At 64.8% G+C, this 18,489-nt stretch carries 22 protein-coding genes; 8 read left to right on the plus strand and 14 right to left on the minus strand.

The features are described from left to right. The 12 genes from LGR54_RS03625 to LGR54_RS03680 all read right to left on the minus strand — a co-directional run bounded on the left by LGR54_RS03625 (nt 1) and on the right by LGR54_RS03680 (nt 9,279). The gene (locus tag LGR54_RS03625) at nt 1-1,992 is read right to left on the minus strand and encodes a conjugal transfer protein TraG (protein ID WP_230360578.1); all 1,992 of its coding nucleotides are present in this window, start codon (nt 1,990-1,992) and stop codon (nt 1-3) included. Nucleotides 1,993-2,013: 21 nt separating this feature from the next. Then, the gene (locus LGR54_RS03630) at nt 2,014-3,753 is read right to left on the minus strand and encodes a VirD2 family relaxase/mobilization nuclease (RefSeq protein WP_230360800.1); all 1,740 of its coding nucleotides are present in this window, start codon (nt 3,751-3,753) and stop codon (nt 2,014-2,016) included. Between the two features lie 243 nt (nt 3,754-3,996). After that, the gene (locus LGR54_RS03635) at nt 3,997-4,659 is read right to left on the minus strand and encodes a lytic transglycosylase domain-containing protein (RefSeq protein ID WP_230360579.1); all 663 of its coding nucleotides are present in this window, start codon (nt 4,657-4,659) and stop codon (nt 3,997-3,999) included. Nucleotide 4,660: 1 nt separating this feature from the next. Next, entirely contained in the window at nt 4,661-5,206 is a 546-nt protein-coding gene (locus LGR54_RS03640; protein ID WP_230360580.1) for a S26 family signal peptidase, read from the minus strand. Then, on the minus strand, nt 5,203-5,724 hold the full coding sequence (locus LGR54_RS03645; RefSeq protein ID WP_230360581.1) for a DUF2840 domain-containing protein: 522 nt from the start codon (nt 5,722-5,724) through the stop codon (nt 5,203-5,205). The genes LGR54_RS03640 and LGR54_RS03645 overlap by 4 nt, the downstream gene beginning before the upstream one ends. Further along, nucleotides 5,721-5,972: a hypothetical protein gene (locus tag LGR54_RS03650; protein WP_214008345.1), complete on the minus strand. Its 252-nt coding sequence runs from the start codon at nt 5,970-5,972 to the stop codon at nt 5,721-5,723. The genes LGR54_RS03645 and LGR54_RS03650 overlap by 4 nt, the downstream gene beginning before the upstream one ends. After that, on the minus strand, nt 5,969-6,622 hold the full coding sequence (gene parA, locus LGR54_RS03655) for a ParA family partition ATPase (RefSeq protein ID WP_230360582.1): 654 nt from the start codon (nt 6,620-6,622) through the stop codon (nt 5,969-5,971). Before parA ends, LGR54_RS03650 begins: the two co-directional genes overlap by 4 nt. A 211-nt stretch (nt 6,623-6,833) precedes the next feature. After that, nucleotides 6,834-7,721: a replication initiator protein A gene (locus LGR54_RS03660; protein ID WP_230360583.1), complete on the minus strand. Its 888-nt coding sequence runs from the start codon at nt 7,719-7,721 to the stop codon at nt 6,834-6,836. Nucleotides 7,722-7,729: 8 nt separating this feature from the next. Beyond that, nucleotides 7,730-8,011 carry an AlpA family transcriptional regulator gene (locus tag LGR54_RS03665; RefSeq protein ID WP_214008348.1) on the minus strand — a complete coding sequence of 94 codons (282 nt, stop codon included), beginning with the start codon at nt 8,009-8,011 and terminating at the stop codon, nt 7,730-7,732. 119 nt (nt 8,012-8,130) lie between these two features. Next, on the minus strand, nt 8,131-8,643 hold the full coding sequence (locus LGR54_RS25950) for a DUF2285 domain-containing protein (RefSeq protein WP_370638118.1): 513 nt from the start codon (nt 8,641-8,643) through the stop codon (nt 8,131-8,133). Nucleotides 8,644-8,695: 52 nt separating this feature from the next. Next, nucleotides 8,696-8,911, minus strand: coding sequence for a transcriptional regulator domain-containing protein (locus LGR54_RS03675; RefSeq protein ID WP_230360584.1), 216 nt, complete (start codon nt 8,909-8,911; stop codon nt 8,696-8,698). 107 nt (nt 8,912-9,018) lie between these two features. After that, nucleotides 9,019-9,279, minus strand: a complete 261-nt coding sequence (locus LGR54_RS03680) for a DNA -binding domain-containing protein (RefSeq protein ID WP_214008350.1) — start codon at nt 9,277-9,279, stop codon at nt 9,019-9,021. A 325-nt stretch (nt 9,280-9,604) separates the two neighbouring features. Here LGR54_RS03680 and LGR54_RS03685 point away from each other — a divergent pair, with 325 nt between their 5' ends. Beyond that, nucleotides 9,605-9,880 carry a helix-turn-helix domain-containing protein gene (locus tag LGR54_RS03685; RefSeq protein WP_230360585.1) on the plus strand — a complete coding sequence of 92 codons (276 nt, stop codon included), beginning with the start codon at nt 9,605-9,607 and terminating at the stop codon, nt 9,878-9,880. A gap of 23 nt (nt 9,881-9,903) precedes the next feature. On the opposite strand, the gene LGR54_RS03690 is transcribed toward LGR54_RS03685, so the two are convergent. Together LGR54_RS03690 and LGR54_RS03695 are read right to left on the minus strand one after the other, a co-directional pair. Then, nucleotides 9,904-10,842: a LysR family transcriptional regulator gene (locus LGR54_RS03690; RefSeq protein WP_230360586.1), complete on the minus strand. Its 939-nt coding sequence runs from the start codon at nt 10,840-10,842 to the stop codon at nt 9,904-9,906. Further along, on the minus strand, nt 10,839-11,666 hold the full coding sequence (locus LGR54_RS03695; RefSeq protein ID WP_230360587.1) for a hypothetical protein: 828 nt from the start codon (nt 11,664-11,666) through the stop codon (nt 10,839-10,841). Before LGR54_RS03695 ends, LGR54_RS03690 begins: the two co-directional genes overlap by 4 nt. Nucleotides 11,667-11,875: 209 nt before the next feature. On the opposite strand from LGR54_RS03695, the gene LGR54_RS03700 reads away from it, so the two are divergent. Genes LGR54_RS03700 through LGR54_RS03730 form a run of 7 tightly spaced genes read left to right on the plus strand, consistent with a single transcriptional unit; the run spans nt 11,876 to nt 18,445 of the window. Next, the gene (locus LGR54_RS03700) at nt 11,876-12,559 is read left to right on the plus strand and encodes a GntR family transcriptional regulator (RefSeq protein WP_230360588.1); all 684 of its coding nucleotides are present in this window, start codon (nt 11,876-11,878) and stop codon (nt 12,557-12,559) included. Between the two features lie 9 nt (nt 12,560-12,568). After that, on the plus strand, nt 12,569-13,690 hold the full coding sequence (locus tag LGR54_RS03705; protein ID WP_230360589.1) for an ABC transporter ATP-binding protein: 1,122 nt from the start codon (nt 12,569-12,571) through the stop codon (nt 13,688-13,690). 31 nt (nt 13,691-13,721) lie between these two features. Further along, nucleotides 13,722-14,795 (plus strand): ABC transporter substrate-binding protein, encoded by a 1,074-nt coding sequence (locus tag LGR54_RS03710; RefSeq protein ID WP_230360590.1) that lies wholly within the window; start codon nt 13,722-13,724, stop codon nt 14,793-14,795. Further along, complete coding sequence (locus LGR54_RS03715) at nt 14,792-15,970, plus strand: ABC transporter permease (RefSeq protein WP_230360591.1); 1,179 nt, start codon at nt 14,792-14,794, stop codon at nt 15,968-15,970. Before LGR54_RS03710 ends, LGR54_RS03715 begins: the two co-directional genes overlap by 4 nt. Beyond that, nucleotides 15,967-16,785 carry an ABC transporter permease gene (locus LGR54_RS03720; RefSeq protein WP_230360592.1) on the plus strand — a complete coding sequence of 273 codons (819 nt, stop codon included), beginning with the start codon at nt 15,967-15,969 and terminating at the stop codon, nt 16,783-16,785. The genes LGR54_RS03715 and LGR54_RS03720 overlap by 4 nt, the downstream gene beginning before the upstream one ends. Then, nucleotides 16,782-17,006 carry a hypothetical protein gene (locus tag LGR54_RS03725; RefSeq protein ID WP_230360593.1) on the plus strand — a complete coding sequence of 75 codons (225 nt, stop codon included), beginning with the start codon at nt 16,782-16,784 and terminating at the stop codon, nt 17,004-17,006. The genes LGR54_RS03720 and LGR54_RS03725 overlap by 4 nt, the downstream gene beginning before the upstream one ends. Continuing rightward, nucleotides 17,003-18,445 carry an amidase gene (locus LGR54_RS03730; protein ID WP_230360594.1) on the plus strand — a complete coding sequence of 481 codons (1,443 nt, stop codon included), beginning with the start codon at nt 17,003-17,005 and terminating at the stop codon, nt 18,443-18,445. The genes LGR54_RS03725 and LGR54_RS03730 overlap by 4 nt, the downstream gene beginning before the upstream one ends. Nucleotides 18,446-18,489: the final 44 nt, after the last annotated feature.

Raw genomic sequence — 18,489 nt, forward strand, 5'->3', positions numbered from 1 at the left:
TCACAGCTCCATGCCGTCATTGGGATTGAGGCTGACCTGTCGGGCGACGCCTTGCATCAGTCCGGTCAAGCGCCGGTTCCTCGCCGCGACGTCCTCCATCTCGTCGTCGCGATCTATGTCGAAATCGAACTCGTTCTCGATTGGCTGCATTTTCTCGGCCGCCTTCACGCGGCTGAGCTCGGGCTGGTGCCGCGGTTCTGATCCGGTCTGGTCATCGTCTCGACCTTCAACGGCGGCGCTTCCGCCTGTGCCTTCCTGTGGCTTTGGCAGTGGCAGCGCGGTCCAATCATCGTATTGGGCATTCGAACCACGGGAGGGCGTTGGCGGCGGCAGGAGTCGATCCCGAAAGCGCGGATCCTCGTAGTAGCGCGCCTTCTTCGCCCGGATCGGGGGTGTGCCGGCGACCATGACGATCTCGTCCGTGGGCGGCAGCTGCATGATCTCGCCGGGCGTGAGCAACGGGCGGGCGGTTTCTGAGCGCGATACCATGAGATGACCCAGCCATGGCGAGAGCCGGTGCCCGGCATAGTTCTTCATCGCCTTCATCTCGGTGGCGGTGCCGAGCGCATCGGAGACGCGCTTGGCGGTGCGCTCGTCATTCGTGGCGAAGCTCACCCGGACATGGCAGTTATCGAGGATGGAGTTGTTCGGGCCATAGGCCTTCTCGATCTGGTTCAGCGACTGGGCGATGAGGAAGGCTTTCAGGCCATAGCCGGCCATGAAGGCAAGCGCGCTCTCGAAAAAGTCGAGCCGGCCCAGCGCTGGAAATTCGTCGAGCATGAGCAGCAGGCGATGGCGTCCGCCCTTGGCCTGCAGGTCTTCGGTGAGGCGCCGACCGATCTGGTTGAGCAGGAGGCGGATTAGCGGCTTGGTGCGATTGATGTCGGAGGGCGGCACCACGAGGTAGAGGGTCGAGGGAGCCTTGCCGCCGACGATATCGGCGATGCGCCAGTCGCAGCGTCGCGTCACCTCGGCGATCACCGGATCGCGGTACAGGCCGAGGAAGGACATGGCGGTGGAGAGCACACCGGATCGCTCATTGTCGGATTTGTTGAGCAGTTCGCGGGCGGCGCTGGCGATGACGGGGTGCGGGCCCGCCTCGCCGAGGTGGGCGGTCTTCATCATGGCGTCGAGCGTGGTCTCGATCGGCCGCTTCGGATCAGAAAGGAAGGCGGCAACGCCGGCAAGCGTCTTGTCCGTCTCGGCATAGAGAACGTGGAGGATGGCACCGACGAGGAGCGCGTGGCTGGTCTTCTCCCAGTGGTTCCGCTTTTCCAGTGAGCCTTCGGGATCGACGAGGATGTCGGCGATGTTCTGCACGTCACGGACTTCCCATTCGCCGCGGCGCACCTCGAGCAGCGGATTATAGGCGGCGGACTTGGCATTGGTCGGGTCCCACAGCAGCACACGGCCATGCCGGGCGCGGAAGCCGGCGGTGAGCTGCCAGTTCTCGCCCTTGATGTCATGGACGATGGCCGATCCCGGCCAGGTCAGCAGCGAGGGCACCACGAGGCCGACGCCCTTGCCGGACCGGGTTGGCGCGAAGCACAGCACATGCTCGGGCCCGTCATGGCGCAGATAGGCACGGTCGAAGCGGCCGAGCACGACGCCATCCGTGCCGAGCAGCCCGGCGGCCCGAACTTCCTCCCTCTCGGCCCAGCGCGCCGAACCATAGGTCTCGACCTTTGAGGCCTCACGGCCCCGCCAGACCGACAGGGCGATGGCCACGGCGATGGCGAGGAAGCCGCCGGAGGCGGCGATCAGTGCGCCCCGGAAAAATACGTCCGGCGCATAGGCATCGAAAAAGTACCACCACCAGAAGAAGGCCGGCGGGTAGTAGATTGGCAGGTCGAGAAGCGCGAACCACGGTGCGCCAAGCTGCGCCTGAAAACCGAGGCTCCAGGCCACATATTGTGTTGCACCCCAGATTGCCGTGAGCACGATCAGCAGCACGGAGAGGATCTGACCCCAGAGGATTTTCGTCGCCGACATGGTGATAATCCCTCTCGCGGGTCAGAGGCCAAGGCCGCGCTTGCGACCGAAACTCCAGTCGACGCCTCCATCGTCACGGGCGACGCCGGAGACATGCTTGCCGAGCTGGCGTTCCAGAGAGGGCGACCAGGGCACGAGCTGGAAGCCGAGCCCATCATCGAGCATGGCGAAGCGACCGGAGGCGAGCACAAGGCGCTGGCGATACGTGCCGGCGACATACTCGCCGGTACCGGCCTTGTTGAATGGCAGGCCGGTCTCGTCGGCGAGCTTCTCGCCGACGGCCTCCAGTTCCCGGCGGCGGAGTATCTCGATGAGGTTGCGGGCGAAGACGACGCGCCGTCCCTGCCGCTCGGCCATGCCCTCGCGGATGAGATGCTCGGCGCGTCGGTCAAGTGCCTGGCTCACCTCGGCGCCAAAGCCGCCGTCTGACAGAGCAACGGGATCACGCGCAATGGCCTGCCGGTCAAGCCAGGTGGCGCCGGTGGCAGTCACCTGATGGGCGAGATCGAGATCGGAGCGCACAGCGAGTGCCACACGCCGCTTGCCGTGCGCATCATCGAAAGTCCGGAGCTCGATGATGGAGCCCGGCGCGCCATCGCCAGCGGCATCGAGGTCGGGCAGCCGGATGTGATGGGAGCGCCCGTCCACGCCATCGACGATGGCATAGGCGGAGCCGTGGAGTTCATCATCGAGACCGCGCGCGACCAGCCGGCCGATGACCGGCACATCGAGGCTCTCGGCGGCGAGGACATAGCTGGCCGTGCCGCGCTCGATCCCCCGCTCGGTCAGAGCGCGGTGCATGCGCTTGATGATATCGCCGCGCTCACCGAGCGCGCGCAATGTAGCCTCGGCTTCCGGCTCCACCACCCATTGCGCGTTGCCGATCTCGGTGGCGAGGCCGAGCGTCTCGAGTTTGCGAAGGCGCCCGATCTTGAGCGCATGATGTTCATCAGGCTGTCGGCCCGGAACCGGCGCCATGTCGATGATGCCGCTCTCGCGGACCTCGCGGACAAGCTGCCGGTCGAGCTCGGTCCAGCGCTCGGCCTCGATCTGGCGTTCCAAACCCCGGCGGATATCGAGCTCGGTGCGCGGGCCGAGTTCCTGGGTGATCAGGTCACGGGCGCGATCGCGCATGCCCTCCTTGATGTAGTCACGGGAGATCACGAGATCCTGGCCATCGTCGCGGCGGCCACGGACGATCAGGTGCACATGGGGATGCTCGGTGTTCCAGTGATCGACGGCGACCCAGTCGAGACCGGTGCCGAGGTCCTTTTCCATCTGCCGGGTGAGGTCACGTGTGAAGGTGCGCAGATCCTCCATCTCCAACGCGTCGTCAGGCGAGATGATGAAGCGGAAATGGTGACGGTCCTCGCGGCAGCGCTCAGCGAAGGCGTCGACATCCACGCTCTCGATCTCGGGACCAAACAGCCGCGCCTTCTCACCGTCGCGGGTCACCCCCTCGCGGCGGAGATAGGTGAGGTGTTGACTGAGGGAGCCCGCACGGGCGGTGTGTCGCACGACGCGGGCTTTCACCACGGCGCCACGCGAGTGCGGCGTGATCCGGCGGCTGGCCTGAAGGCTGGCAACCTGCCCGCTGCCGAAACGCGAGCGGTTGCCGGCGGCAATCTTGCCGGAGCGAGAGACCCCGCCGCCGGCCTTCCGGGCCGCGGCGAGCGCCTGGGCGATGAAAGGTCGGGCCTGCTGGGCGCGGGTCGAGCGGATGCGGCCGGGACGGACGTGGAACTCGCGATCATCGCTCATGGCGAAGCCTCGCAATGTGTGATGAAGCGTTGATGCGTCGCCATTTGGGGGACGCGTGAAACGTGTGGTTTGGCTCCGCAACGTGCGGAGGGCGCGGAAAACACCCGAAAAAACAACACCACGACCGCCGCGCACTGTGCGCCCTTTTATCCTGCCCTCGTGCGGTCGTGGTCCCTGTCCTGCGCTTCCTTGCTCGCCATGGAACGCCAGAGCCCGACACCATGCGAAAGCGGAGCAGCCTGCTCATGATGCCCTCCGCGATGGCGAAGGTGCAACGAACAGCGCGTCCGATCCTGGCGCGAGGAACGCGGCTTCGACTGGATAGCTGCGCGCGGGCGGCGTGGCGAACAGCGGAGCCTCGCGCCAGCTTTGCGCCATTGGACGCACCAATCCGGTGGCGCCGGCTGCAGACTCTTTGTCGAGGATGGTCGCGAGAGCCGCGATGTAAGTGTGCGTCTCCGGCGGCAACGGCTTGCCGGCAAGCGAGGCCTCATAGCGCGCAGGCCCGGCATTGTAGGCCGCGAGCATGGCGCGGATGCTACCATAGCGGTCATGGAGCTGGCGCAGATAGGCGGCACCGGCGAGGATGTTGTTGCGCGGGTCGAACGGATCGGCGCCGAGACCGTAGTGGACGCGAAGCTCGTCCCAGGTCGCGGGCATGATCTGCATCAGCCCCATGGCACCGGCGGGTGAGACTGCGCGGGGATCGGCGCCGCTCTCGGCCCGCAGGACCGCGCGGATCCAGTTGGCCGGAAGCTCGAAGCGCTGCGCAGCCTCGTCGATAAAGGCGGCGTAGGACGTGACGGAATACGCCACGGTCGGCAGCGTGGTTTGCGCGGCGGCAGAGCCGGGCGATGCACCGCCGATCAACAGCCCGGATGCGAGGAAGAGCACAGAGCGATGCATGTCAGCGCACCGCAGCGCGCCAGGTGAAGTTGCCGTCGCCGGCCTCATCCGTGAGCAGTGGCATTGCCCGCCCGATGACGGTCGTAGCCGGGATCGGGCCGAAGTAGCGCCCGTCGAGACTGTCGCCGACGTCCGGGTTCATCAGGAACAGATAGCCGGAAGCGATACGCCGACAGCCCTGCCAGACCGGCAGATCGCGGCCCGTGCGGTCGCGCCGAAGGGCTCCTCCCAACGGCACGCGATCGACAGTGATGGCGTTGCCGAGGCGGCAGACCTCCTGTCCCGGAAGCCCCATCACGCGTTTCAACAGCGGCGTGCCTTCGCCGATATAACCGCGCGCGACGAGGAAAACGGCGAGCGGCGGTGGCGGCATCACCGCGACTAGATCGGTGATCTCGAGAGCATCCGCCGGCTCGACAGAATAGAGGCCGACAGGGACGCTCGCCGAGACATTCCAGATCAGCTTGAGTGGCGTCGGCACCGTCGCGGCGAGGGCCACACCGACGCTGGCGGTCGCAGCCATTAGCACATAGGCGGCGCGGTTCATTGTTCGCACTCCCGCCGCTTCAGCCACGCCTGATGGCGCTCCATGCTATAGGCGCGCGGCTCGAATCCGACACTGATGCGGTGCGCGACATGCCCCCAGTGATCAGGGGCGACGGTTGCCCCATCGATGCCGATCGCCTCGATGGCGTCGATGTGCTGAAGGATTTTCTCGACCTTCGGCCAGCCATCCACCCGCAGCAGGATTTCGCCGCCGGGGCGCACGAAGGGCAGCGTCTGGTAGCTCTCGCCCGGCGCCACGCAGCGCACGATGTCGAGGCGGGAGGCCACGGTGCCGAAGTCGTTCGAGGCCCATCGGACAAAGGCGAAGATGCAGCCGGGAGGGAAAGACAGGATGCGCCGGCGGCGATCCAGAAGCTGCTCATGTGCGTGATGGCCGAAGCGAATCCAGTTCTCGATGCGCTTCTCGATATGGGTCAGCTCGACATGGGTCAGGGCATCGGATGGGGGACTGGATGGGGATGCCGTGCTTGCCGCACGGGGCGCAAACGCTTCGCTCATGGCAGATCTCCAGATTGGGGAGGGAATTCGCGCGCGAGGAGGGCGCGCAGCATCTCGGCGACGGTGACGCCGCGCCGGAAGGCGGCGACCTTGATCCGCCCGCGCAGTTCGGGCGTCACATCGATGGTGAGGCGCGCGGTGAACGCGGCGCCGGGGCGGTGCTCTGGCGCGACATCTGCCGCCTTGATCCAGTGCTCGGGATCGGCAGGCCTAGAGGCAAAGTCGCGGCGGATCGGGCGTTCGCTCATGGCGCGCGCCTCCCGAGGTCAAGACCATTGATCTCGGCGCAGAGCGCGGCGATCTCGCGCGTGGCTGGCCCGGCATCGTCTCGCTCGAAGACGAGACGCCCGGACTGCGCCGCCGCCGCAAAGGCGATGCGCTGGCCGATGGTGCTGGTGAGCACCGGCGGATCATGGTCAGCCAGCGTCCGCGCGGTCTCGCGCGCGAGAACCGTGCGCGCGCCGCAGCGGTTGAGGACGAACCGGACCAACAGCGCTGGGCGGTAGATCCGCGCCTCCCGGATCAGCGCCAGCATCTCGGCCGACGCCCAGCCGTCGAATGGCGACGGCTGCACAGGGATCAGCACCAGATCGGCAGCGAGCAGCGCCGATCGCATCAGCCCGGCGACGCGGGGTGGTCCATCGATGACGATGTGATCGGCGTCACGCGCAAGCTCGGGCGCCTCGCGGTGCAGCGTATCGCGGGCAAGCCCGACCACACCGAACAGCCGTGGCAGGCCCTCGTGGCTGCGCTGCTCCGACCAGTCGAGGCTGGAGCCCTGCGGATCGGCATCGATCAGCGTGATCCGCTGTCCCTGCCGGGCCCATTGCCCGGCGAGATGCAGCGCCAGGGTGGTCTTGCCGGCCCCGCCCTTCTGGTTGAGGAGCGCGACGATCATGGCGCGCTCCGCACGTTCACCGGGGTCGCGCTCGTCGTAGTAGAATGGCGTAGTTCCGTTAGAAAGATTCCGAAGGAATCCGGGTTAGAGAAGTTACGGACGCCGGAAGCCTCTGATTCAGAAGACTGAATCGTCGATTTTGGTCCCCGATAGCACGAGGATCCGGTCCCTGATGGCACGAGGGTGCTGGTCCCCGATAGCACGAGATGATTCACAGCTTGTCCCCAGATCGGATGGCCGCGAGACGGCGGCGGGTTGGGAGGGCAAGGCGTGCAGCGTCGATCTCGACGAAAGAGAGGATGTCAGCACCGTCCGTCTGGCGGCGCATGCCGAGCCGGTAGCCGGGCAGCGCCTGGCGGCCGACGATCGCGCGCAGGTCATAGGCGAAGTGCTTGAGGGGCGAGAGGCTGCCGGATTTGGCGTGGAGGTGAGCGACGTCGAAGCTCCAGCCGTGGTCCTGGTGCCCGCCATGCTTGCGCACCAGACGGTAGAGCCAGCGCTCAAGTCCGCCCGTCAGCCCGAAATAGGCCCGGTCGATGGTGAGCACGAGCGCATCGTCGAGCACGGCCCTGTAGAACCAGTCCGGCAGGATGAGGTCGACGCCGTCGGGCCGGCCGTTGCGGTCGGTGCGCTCCTGCCATTCATTGATCCAGGAGAAGCGGTGCCGGCGTCCCTCTGCCGGCTGGCGGATGGTGGTCGACACTGTCGTCGACTGGAGACGGTCGAGTGCGGCCTTGAGGCGCTGATAGTCGCGCAGGGAGGTGCCGCGCCCGACAAAGGTGAGGATCTCATAGGGTGTCGCCGCCATCAGGCGCGAGGTGTGCAGCCCCGCGTCGCGGGCTTCAACGATCTGGCTCGCCGCCCAGATGAGAATGTCGGCGTCCCAGATGGTCGCCATGCCGTGGTCGGGCACGGCCTCGACCCGGATGGCGATGCTGCCGGTCCGGAAATCGATCGGCGCGACGCGCGGCGTCTTGGAGAGGGAGAAGAAGGGATAGGTCATGAGATCCTGCGCATCTCGTGGCGCGAAGTCCCCCGGCAGGGCGCGGAACAGATCGAGCTGTCCGCGCTCCGAGAGGCTGTGATGCCGCGCCGCCATGGAAGCGTTCAGCGCGCGGCGCGGCCAGCGAACGAACCTGCGGCAAGCGCGTGGCGCTTGGCCGGCAGGACGGAGCCGCGCGGATCGGAGGTCGAGGTGACCGCGCCGCGCTCAGTCCAGGCCTGGAGGTCGTCGATGGAATAGACGACGCGTCCGCCGAGCTTGCGATAGGCGGGACCGGTGCCATAGGTGCGGTGCTTTTCCAGCGTGCGGGCCGACAGACTGAGAAACTCGGCGGCTTCCTTGGTGCGCAGATAGCGCGGCGGGAGGGTGGCGAGATCGGGTCGCATGGAGCGGGCCTCCGTGGGCGTGGCGGGAGCCGCCGGAGTGCGGCGGCGGACGGTGACCACGGTGGCGGAGGAGGATTGTCGGGAGGGATGGGGAAGATTAGGGGGCTAAAGTCCCCACCCTAGCGGGGCGACGTGTGGCGGCGTCGCCGATGAAGGAGCTTGCGGTAATCGCCCTCGATCATGCGCCGCGCATCCTCCACGAGCGCGATGACGGTGTCGCGCAGGGAGGATGTCTTCCAGGGCGCTGCCGCGACCCGAGCCTTATCGAACAGGCTGGTGGCGATCTCACGATAGGTCGCGCCCGCACGGCGACCGTCCCCCGCTTGAAACATGTGGCGCAAGCGACGGCGCTGCTGGAGTGTGATCCTCCGGTCTGGCGGCACGGCCGCTCTCTGCATATGGGCCCAGAGCCGTACCAGAGCCTCGATACGATCCGGCAGATGCGCGTCCATCCGGACGAGGGCACAGAGGGATGGATCGAGGCGATGGCCTTCTGGCAGCATAACGGTGATCGCGTCGCGGCCCGCGCCGACTATCACACAGCTGGATGCATGCAGGTGATGGTCCGTGTCTTGAGATGTATTACCAGTGGTCAGGCGGCCACAGGCGGTGTCGCGCTGCGCGACAAGCATGATGAGGCCAGGGTCGGTTTCCAGGTCCCAGACGACAGAAACGGTTCGGGCATCACGTGCGGGATCGATCGGGAAATCGTAGACCCCAGCGGGCTTGCATGAGCGCCGCGAGGGTCTCCTTCTCGGGATCGTCGACCACACGGAACCTGGCGTAGTCCCGTCGATACGCCTCGTTGCGCCGAAGCCATTCCCAGGCGAGCTGTGAGGGTGAGAGAGCATCTACGAAGGCGTAGGCCTCTGATGACTGCCAGGCGGTTTCCAGGACCATCGGGATCCCTTTCGAGCGTGCCGCGATACGCCTGACGATCTCGTCTGAAGGGAGCTTCCGGAAGAAACGCCAGAGACATGGTCTGATGCCAGGCCGGCATCACCCGATCACTTGTCGGGTCGACGCAGGAGTTCCTGATATCCTTGCGCCGACATCCAGCGCGCCCGCGCCAGATGGGCTGCGTGGACACGCCTGGCATGTTCCGGCGCGGTGAGCGGGTCCAGGCCGAACAGCAGCGCTACAACTTCCTCCCAGTCGGCGCCCGCCGCTTCGGCATCGAGCAGCCGCAGATAGAGCACGGCATGCCTGCGATCATAGTCGGTGACGGTCGGCGAATCGGGCGGCGTATCGTGGAAGGCTCGGGTCATGGCGAGCGTCGCTCTTCATCGTGATGAGCGAGAGACTAGGCCGAACAAGTGGTGGGACGGCAGGCCGTGGAGCGGCATCATGTGATGAGGCCACGGCATCGCGGGAGCGTGCCCAGATGCGTACGCCCGCACGTGATCGGCGGCCGGTTAGACGGGTAGCACTCTGTTCTACTCTCAGAACAATCGAAGCCGCCGGCATCGAGTTCATTCCCGAGAATGGTGGCGGAGCTGGCGTTCGCTTCAGGACGCCATCGCGCAAAGCAGATTAGTCGTTACATATTATAGTTGATAAACTTGATCGTCAGAATCCGCGACCGCTTGCGCCATGGACATGCGCAAGCTGGTCGGCCGCAATCTCGCGCGCCTGCGTCAGGCTCAGAAGCTGACTCAGGAGGAGCTTGCCATGCGTTCGGGGTTCAGCCAGCAATATCTGTCCGACGTTGAGCGCGGCCTCAAGAATCCGACGATCATCACACTGTACGAGATCGCGCTGGCCCTGAGCGTGAGCCATGTGGCGCTCGTCGAGCCGGACGGCATGGCGGAGGAGACGGCGCCACAGCCTAAGCGAAGGCGCGCCGCGGGGACCGGCCGGATCAAGTGACACGACAACGGAATGTGCGGAGATCACGTTCGGACAGCGCACCGGTGGCCCGGGTATTTCCTTAGTTCGCGCGCGACGGACAAAAACCGCGTCAGAGCCGGGTTGGGATTCGAGCGTGACCAGACGGCACGAAGCGGCAATCGCTGTCCTGTGAGAGGACGGCAGGTGACCGGTGCATGAGATGACACGGAAACGGTCGTCAGCGTCAGGCCCTGTCCAAGCGCGACCAGCTGCAGGAGGTTTGTCTCCCGGGCGAGCGGCTCAACCGAGAAGCAAACGGTAGACACCTGGGCCAAGAGGTTTCGGAAAACGGGCAGAGCCGGGTCGCCCGCCATGAAAATGAAATGTCTCCCGGCCAGTTCGTCGAGGTCAATCGCGGGCGACCCGGCGAGAACATCCCGCTCTGCCATGACGATGAGTACCGGCTCGTCCCACAGATCGAGTTCGGCCTCGCCCTTCAGCGCTGGTGCCCCGGCTTGAATCACGACATCAAGTTCATGCCGCCGAGCCGCCTGACATTGCGAGGCCGGATCTGTGTCGACGAGTTCGACACGGATGTGCGGACAGACCTGTAGGAAGCGATGAAGCAGCTGCGTGAGGCGGGCGCCCGGTGTGATCGGGGGTAGACCGATGCGAAGCACGCCATCCTGCGCGGTTCCAGCGCGCTCCACCGCCAGTGCGGCCTGCGATGCCTGTGCCAGAATCTCCCGCGCGGGTCCGAGCAGACGACCTCCCGCGAAAGTCGGCCGCACGCCGGCATGGGACCGGGCAAAAAGGGTGGCCCCCATGGCATCCTCAATGTCACGAATACGCCGGCTCAGCGTCGATTGCTGTACCCCCAGCCGGTCCGCTGCTCGTCGGAAGCTGCCCTCTTCCGCCGCGGCTAGAATGAACCGCCAATGTTTCAGCAGGAAGGGATCCAGGCGCTGCGCAATGGCGGCAATATCCCGCTGTGCCTTCATGCGTCGTCCTCGCGAGGCGTCGACAGGTGGAAGGCGGCGTAGATATAGCCGGTCGTGCGCTCCAGCCGATCATCCATGCCTTGCTCGGCCATCAAGGCGAGGATGGAGGCGCGCTCCTGCGCGGTCGAGAACCGCCGCTGGCGTTGTCGAAGGTGTGGGCACTCGGTTGTGACGAGACCGAACCCCGCCAGCATCGAGGCAATGTCCTCATAGCCAAAGGGATGCATCACGAAGCTCGCCACCCAAGGGCGGGACGCGGCGGTCACCTCGTAGACCCGTTTGAATGTTCGGACGGTCGCATAGCCGACGCAGCCCGTGCTGATGATCAGATCGGCGTCACGGAGAGCTTCACGGTCCGTTGGCGTGAGTTCCTCGGTCTCCAGATTGGCTGTCACGGCTGCTCCAATCAGGCCGACGTCATGGGCGTAGCGCAACGCCTGGCGGCTGGGATCCAGCCCCACGATCTCAAGGTCCTCCCGCAGCTTCTGGCACGTGAAGAAGGCCTCGTGATCCTCAAGGCTTTGCGACGCCAGCGGCCCATCCGCCAGGGTATAGGCGGCGTAGAGATCGTCCAACGAGAGCGGAGCGCGCAGCAGGGCCGCGTTGAGCCCGTAGGACGCACCGATATCCACGATCTTGAGAGGTCGATGCGGCCGCTGGTGGCGGAGGCGCGTGATGATGGTCTCGAACACCGACTTGGCCCGGTCGCAGATCATGTAGTCGAGAGCGAGATGGGCCAGGTAATAGGCCTGCGGCCAAGGCTGGTCATAGGTCGGCGAGAAATCGTGCTTGGCCGCCCGCACCCCCGATTCAGATCCGCTCATCGACATTATCCGCCTTCGCATTCCCGCGTGTGATAGCGAGGAATTTTCGCGGCGGGAGCTGTCGATAGCAAACTACTTTCAGGAATGTACCAGACATTTCAAAAACTTACTCCAACTGACGTAAACCAGTATACCGGTTATCGAATCCGGAACTCGGTCGTTGACGGTACATATTTTAAGATGTACCACTTGGACAACAGGAGGCCGCCATGACAGTGACTGTTGAGAGCCGACCCACGCCGAGGGAGCGGTTTTCCGCGATCCACCGCGCTTTGCGCGACCGCATCTGTCTTCTGATTTACCCGCCCGGGACGGCACTCAGCGAAGCCGAGCTCGCGCGCGAATTCGGTGTCAGCCGCACCCCCATGCGGCGGGTGATGCAGGCGCTGGAGAATGAAGGGCTGATCGAGACCACACCCAATGTCGGCTCGATGGTAACGTCGGTGGAACTCAAATCCCTGCGCGATGCCTATGCGCTGCGCATGAAGCTTGCCGAACTGCTCGGCGACCTCAACCCAGCGTCCATGCTCGACGCCATTACCGCGACGCTCCGCGAGCTTCTGGCCGAATGCCAGCCCCTCAGCGGTCAGGTCGATGTGCGGGCTCTAGCCCAGATCAGCCATCGGCTTCAGGACGAAATCCTGCATCTTTCGGGCAATGCCGAATACCGGCAGGTTTCCGAGGTTCTCTACTACAAGACGATCCGCGCCTATCTCGAGATCCTGCCCGAACTGAACTGGGCGGCTGAAGTCGTGGCGCAAGCCGACGAGATCACCGAGATACTGGCCTCGCTCGCTGCCGGAGACGTCCGCGCGGTGGGCTTCATCCGGCGCAACCACATCGCCCGCACCCTTAACCGCATCACCAGCTTCATGCTGGGTGATCACGATTGAGGGGCGCCCATGCTGATGAAGGTTACCAGCGCGCTGGCGCCATCAGGCAACGGGATCCAGGCGGAAGCTCTCGTGTTGCGCCGCGTCGATAAGACCTATGACGGTGTCAGCAAGGTGGTGGACGCGCTTGATCTCGACGTTCACCCGGGCGAGTTCCTGACGATTCTCGGTCCCTCAGGCTCCGGTAAGACCAGCCTCCTGATGATGCTCGCCGGCTTCGAGGCGCCGAGTGCCGGTACAATCGAGATCGGTGGGCGGGACGTGTCCAGGCTGCCGCCCTACAAGCGCAATATCGGCATGGTGTTCCAGCATTATGCGCTGTTCCCGCACCTGACCGTCGGCGAGAACCTCGCTTATCCGCTCCAGGCGCGCGGCTGGCGTAAATCGGACATCGCCGAGCGGGTCGACTGGGCGCTGCAGCTGATCCATCTCGATGGCATGCAGGACCGGCGGCCGGCGCAGCTGTCCGGCGGGCAGCAGCAGCGCATCGCCGTGGCTCGGGCGCTGATCTACAGGCCGCAGCTCGTGCTCATGGACGAGCCGCTGGGCGCGCTCGACAAGCAGCTGCGCGAGCAGATGCAGGACGAGATCGTCAGGATCCATCGCGAACTGCGGCCGACCATAGTCTATGTCACCCATGACCAGAGCGAGGCTTTGTCGCTTTCGGATCGTGTGGCTGTGTTCGAAGCGGGACGGATTGCCCAGATCGGCACCCCCTCGGAACTCTACGAGCAGCCCGGGACTGCCTTCGTGGCCGGATTCATTGGTGAGAACAATCGCATCACCGGCAGCGTGATCGCCGTCACGACCGAGTTCTGCCATGTCCGCTGTGCCGATGGCGCCATCGTTGAGGCGCGAAACATCGCCGACGTGCGGATTGGCGACCGCGTGAACCTTGCGGTCCGGCCCGAGCGTCTTCGACCGACCCAGGCTGGGGACGGGTCATCGGTCGAGGTGGAGGTCGCCGACATCACCTATCTCGGTGAGGTTTCCCGTGTGCGCTGCCGGATGCGCGACGGCACCGAGATCATCTGGAAGCTGCCCAATTGTGGCCAGAGCGAGCGCCCCAATCGCGGCGCCACCATCGCTCTCGGCTTCAGCCGAGAGGACGCCCGGGCCTTCGCCGCCTGAGCGCACCCTTCCCATCTTAAGGAGGTTCACCATGGTCATCGCGTGCCCGAAAGTGTCGTCCGCAGCTCTTCTCTGCCTTATGATTACTTATGGCCCCGCGTGCGCAGCGGACGCTCTGACCATTGCCTCCTTCGGCGGTCAATACACGGCCAGCCAGAAAAAGTCGCAGTATGAACCATTCACCGCCAGCACGGGCGTGACGATCAAGTCGGTCGATTACAATGGGGGACTGGCCGAACTGACCGCCCAGGTGCGTTCCGGAACGGTGAGCTGGGACGTCGTCGATGTCGAGTTGCAGGATCTTGATCGTGGCTGCGCCGACGGTCTGTTCGAGAAGATCGATCCGGCGCAACTACCGGCAGGCTCCGATGGGGTTCCGGCCATCAAGGACTTTGTTACCGGGTCACTTCATGAGTGTGGTGTCGGCACCGTCATCTGGTCCAATGTGCTGGCCTTCAGCGATCCGGCCTTTCCCGATGCCAAGCCGAGTCGGATTGAGGACTTCTTCGATCTGGAGAGGTTTCCAGGCCGGCGCGGGCTGCCCAAGCGTCCTCACGCCATACTGGAATGGGCGTTGATGGCCGATGGCGTCGCCCCCTCTGAGGTCTACGGGGTGCTGGCAACGCCGGAAGGTCTCGACCGTGCCTTCGCCAAGCTGGACACGATCAAGTATCACGCCGTCTTCTGGGAGACCGGGGCGCAAATGATCCAGCTTCTCGCCGATGGCGAGGTCGCGCTGTCCGCTGCCTATAATGGCCGGGTACAATCGGCGATCTCGGACGACGCCAAGCCGCTGAAGATCATCTGGGATCGGCAGATCTGGAACGCGGATTATTATGCCGTTGTCGCCGGCACCCAAGCCAAGAACACCGCATTTGATTTCGTGCGCTTTGCCACTGGAACCGTTCCGCTGGCCGAGCAGACGAAATACATCGCTTATGGGCCAGCGCGCCGATCCTCTCAGCCGCTGATCGCGCCGGCGATCGCCGCCACACTTCCGACGGCACCGGCCAATTTCAACAACGCCCTGGCCTTCGACGCCGCCTGGTGGACCGCTCATGGCGACGCGATCAATGAACGCTATGCGGCGTGGCTGGTCCAATGAACGCGGTTTCGCCCTCCCGCGCCGGCTGGGCGCTCGTGCTTCCCCTGGTCGCCTTCATCGTGATCGCCTTCCTGGCGCCCATCGCGACCATGCTCCTGCGCAGCGTCCATGACCCGGAAATCGCCGATCTGATGCCGCGTACGCGCCAGACCCTCGCTCGATGGGATGGGATCGGCGTTCCCCAAATGGCCACTGAAGCCGTCACCGCGGATCTACGGGAGGCGAGCGCGACCAACCAAATCGGTCGGCTCGCCCAGCGTCTCAACCGCGAGCGGAATGGGCTTCGCGTGCTGATCGACGTTACCGCGCGACATCTGGAGCGGGAGCCTGACACCAAGCTTTCGCGGATCGATCCAGGCTGGAGCGATCCCGCCCTCTGGCAGATTCTGGCGCGCGTCACCTCGCCCTGGACGGGACAACATCTGCTCAATGCACTGGATCTGACCGTAACGCCTGATGGAGCAATGGTTCGGCAGGAGGAGGCGCGGCGACTTTATGTCGATCTCTTCCTGCGCACAGCCTGGGTTGCTGCTCTTGTCACACTCATCTGTGCGCTGCTCGGCTATCCCTATGCCTATGCCTATGCCATGGCGGCGGCGGGCCCCTCACTACGTGCGCTACTGCTCTTCCTGGTGCTGCTGCCGTTCTGGACCTCATTGCTGGTGCGCGCCACGGCCTGGATCGTGCTGCTGCAACGGCGCGGCGTCATCAATGAAGGGCTCCTCGCGGCGGGCCTCATTGGCGAGACCGGCCGTCTGGACCTGATCTACAACATGACGGGGACCATCATCGTCATGGTTCACGTGCTGCTGCCCTTCTTTGTGCTTCCGCTTTATTCGGTGATGGCGGGACTGCCGACGTCCTATGTGCGCGCCTCAGCAAGCCTGGGAGCGCATCCAGTGCGGACCTTCGCACGCGTCTATCTTCCACTGACCTATCCCGGTGTCGCTGCGGGTGGCCTGCTCGTCTTCATCCTGTCGCTAGGCTATTACGTCACCCCGGCCCTGGTGGGAGGACGAACCGGCCAGCTCATCAGCAATCAGATCGCTTTCCACATGCAGAGGAGCCTGAACTGGGGCTTGGCGGCTGCTCTTGGGACGTTGCTCCTGCTTGCGGTTCTGCTCCTCGCTTTGACGCTGCCGCGTCTCGCCGAACGCGGAGGGCTGCGCGCATGAACCGGCTCGCCCGTTTTGGGTTCTATCTTCTATGCGGCCTGATCGCGGCCTTCCTTGTCCTGCCACTCCTCGTGATAGTGCCGCTGTCCTTCAATCCGGAGCCGTATTTTTCCTTCACGCCGGCCATGCTCCAGCTTGATCCTGCTGGATGGTCGCTGCGCTGGTACCGGGAAATTGCGGAAAGCGCGCAGTGGCGGCTGGCGCTGCGCAACAGCCTGGGCATCGCGGCTGTCGTCACCCCGCTGGCAACCCTTCTCGGCACGATGGCGGCGCTTGGATTGCGGCGGCTACCGACGCGGCCGCGTAAGATGTTGGCTGTCATCATCGCGTCTCCGCTGGTGGTGCCGGTCATCCTGTTCGCCACGGGAATCTATTTCTTCTTGGCGCCGCTGGGGCTGACCCAATCCTTTGCCGGTATCATTCTCGCCCATACCGCATTGGCGGCACCCTACGTGGTGGTGACGGTCGGCAGCGCGCTCACCACCTTTGACGAGCGCCTGCTCCGCGCCGCGTCTATTCTGGGTTCGCCGCCTTTATCCACCTTTTTCAAGGTGACCTTGCCGCTGATCGCTCCTGGGATCGCTTCAGGTGCTCTATTCGCCTTTGTCACATCCTTCGATGAAGCCGTCATCGCCCTGTTCCTCGCAGGCTATGACCAGCGCACCATTCCGTTGCAGATGTGGTCGGGTGTGCGGGACCAGTTGAGTCCCGCCGTGCTCGCCGCAGCGACGCTCATGGTGCTTCTCGTCACCATCGTAATGCTCGGCGCGATGCTGATCGCTCGCTCCGCGCGATCGGCAGGAACACGCAGATGACGAGTCAAGACTGGCTCGATGCCGACTTTCTGGCGGACGTCGCTGCGCGGCTTGCCGGGCGTAACTGGCCCGCCGCGAAGTTAGCGCCGCTGGTACAGGGGGCGGGGCATGGCCTCGTCAGTGGCCTGGGCGATCTGCTGGCAGGCTTGCAGAGGCTCGCCGATGGGGATCTCGCCGACATCGGACCGGCAATCCCTCCTTTCCAGGAAACAGGCCAATGAGCGACCTCACGCGTTTGTCCTTGCGCAAGCTCCGGCGGCTGATGGTCTCCGGGGAGGTCCGGCCGGAGGAGGTGACCGTGGCGTTTCTGGCGCGAGCCGAAGCCCGCAATAGTCGAGATCTCAGCTTTGTCTCGATCGGCTTGGAAGAAGCTCTGGCGTGCGCTAGCCGGGTGGAACAGGCTGGCGCATCGGGGCGCATCGCCGGCATCCCCTTCTCCTGCAAGGATGTGTTCGACACAGTAACGTTGCCGACCACGGCCGGCTCGCGCGCCATGGATGATTACCGGCCAATCAGAGACGCGCAGGCGCTTGAACGCCTCAAGGCGTCTGGCGCCATCCTTTTGGGAAAGAACAATCTGCACGAGTTCTGCTACGGCATCACTGGCGCCAACCCGACCTTCGGCACGCCGGCCAACCCGCATGACCGACGCCGCCTGGCGGGCGGATCCTCCAGCGGCTCCGCCGTTGCGGTCGCTAACCGCACGGCGATGTTTGCCCTCGGCACCGATACGGGCGGCTCGGTGCGCGTTCCCGCCAGCCTGTGCGGCCTTGTCGGCTTCAAGCCGACGCGCGGGCAGATCAGCCTGAAGGGTGTGGTGCCTTTCTGCTGGTCGCTGGACCATGCCGGGATTCTTGCTCGAAGCTGTGGGGACGCGGCCAACGTGTTCCTGGCCGTTCGCGAGGCGGATGAGGCCATCTTGGCGCCGAAGGCCGATCATTCCGAGCGTGGTAACTCTCTGCATGGGCTGCGCATTGGCGTTCCCAAGGGAGCCTTTCTCGAGAATGTGGCGTCCGACATAGCGTTGCGCGTGCATCAGCTGATTGCGGAATGCCGCCGGTTCGGAGCCCACATCGTCGACGTGGTGATGCCGGACGCCACCCATGTGCGCACAGCCTCGCTGGCCGTCCAGCTCGTCGAAGCTTTTGCCTGGCACCGGACAAATCTCCAGCGCCGGTTCGATCTCTATGGCGAGGATGTCCGTGAGGGGCTGCTTCAGGGCCAGTTCATCCTGGCCGAGCATTATGTGCAGGCGCTCCGGCTGATCGCCGCGAAGCAGGCCGAGGTCAGCGAGCGGCTCAAGGATATCGATGTGCTGATGACGCCGACGACGCCGATCGTCGCGCCAGCGCTGGATCAGAAGCAGGTGTCACTAGCGGGCGTTGCGGTGCCTGTCGGCAATGCGCTGTCGCACTTCACCTGTCTTTTCAACTTGACTGGTCACCCCGCGCTATCCGTTCCCATCGGTCGGGACGGTGATGGCCTGCCGATCGGAGTGCAACTGATCGGTGCGCATCATCGGGACATGAAGCTCCTGGCGATCGGCGCTGCACTGGAACGGGTCGGTCTGGCCGGCTGGATCGAGCCGAATGACGAGATGGATGATGGCACCGTCATGCCGTCTCCGCTGGCGCAGCAGCGAGAGTTCTATGCGCATTAGGGATACGGGCGCTACGGATACTGTCCAACTCCGAGTGGCACCGC

The organism is Ancylobacter sp. Lp-2 (assembly GCF_020523795.1).
Lineage (GTDB): Bacteria > Pseudomonadota > Alphaproteobacteria > Rhizobiales > Xanthobacteraceae > Ancylobacter.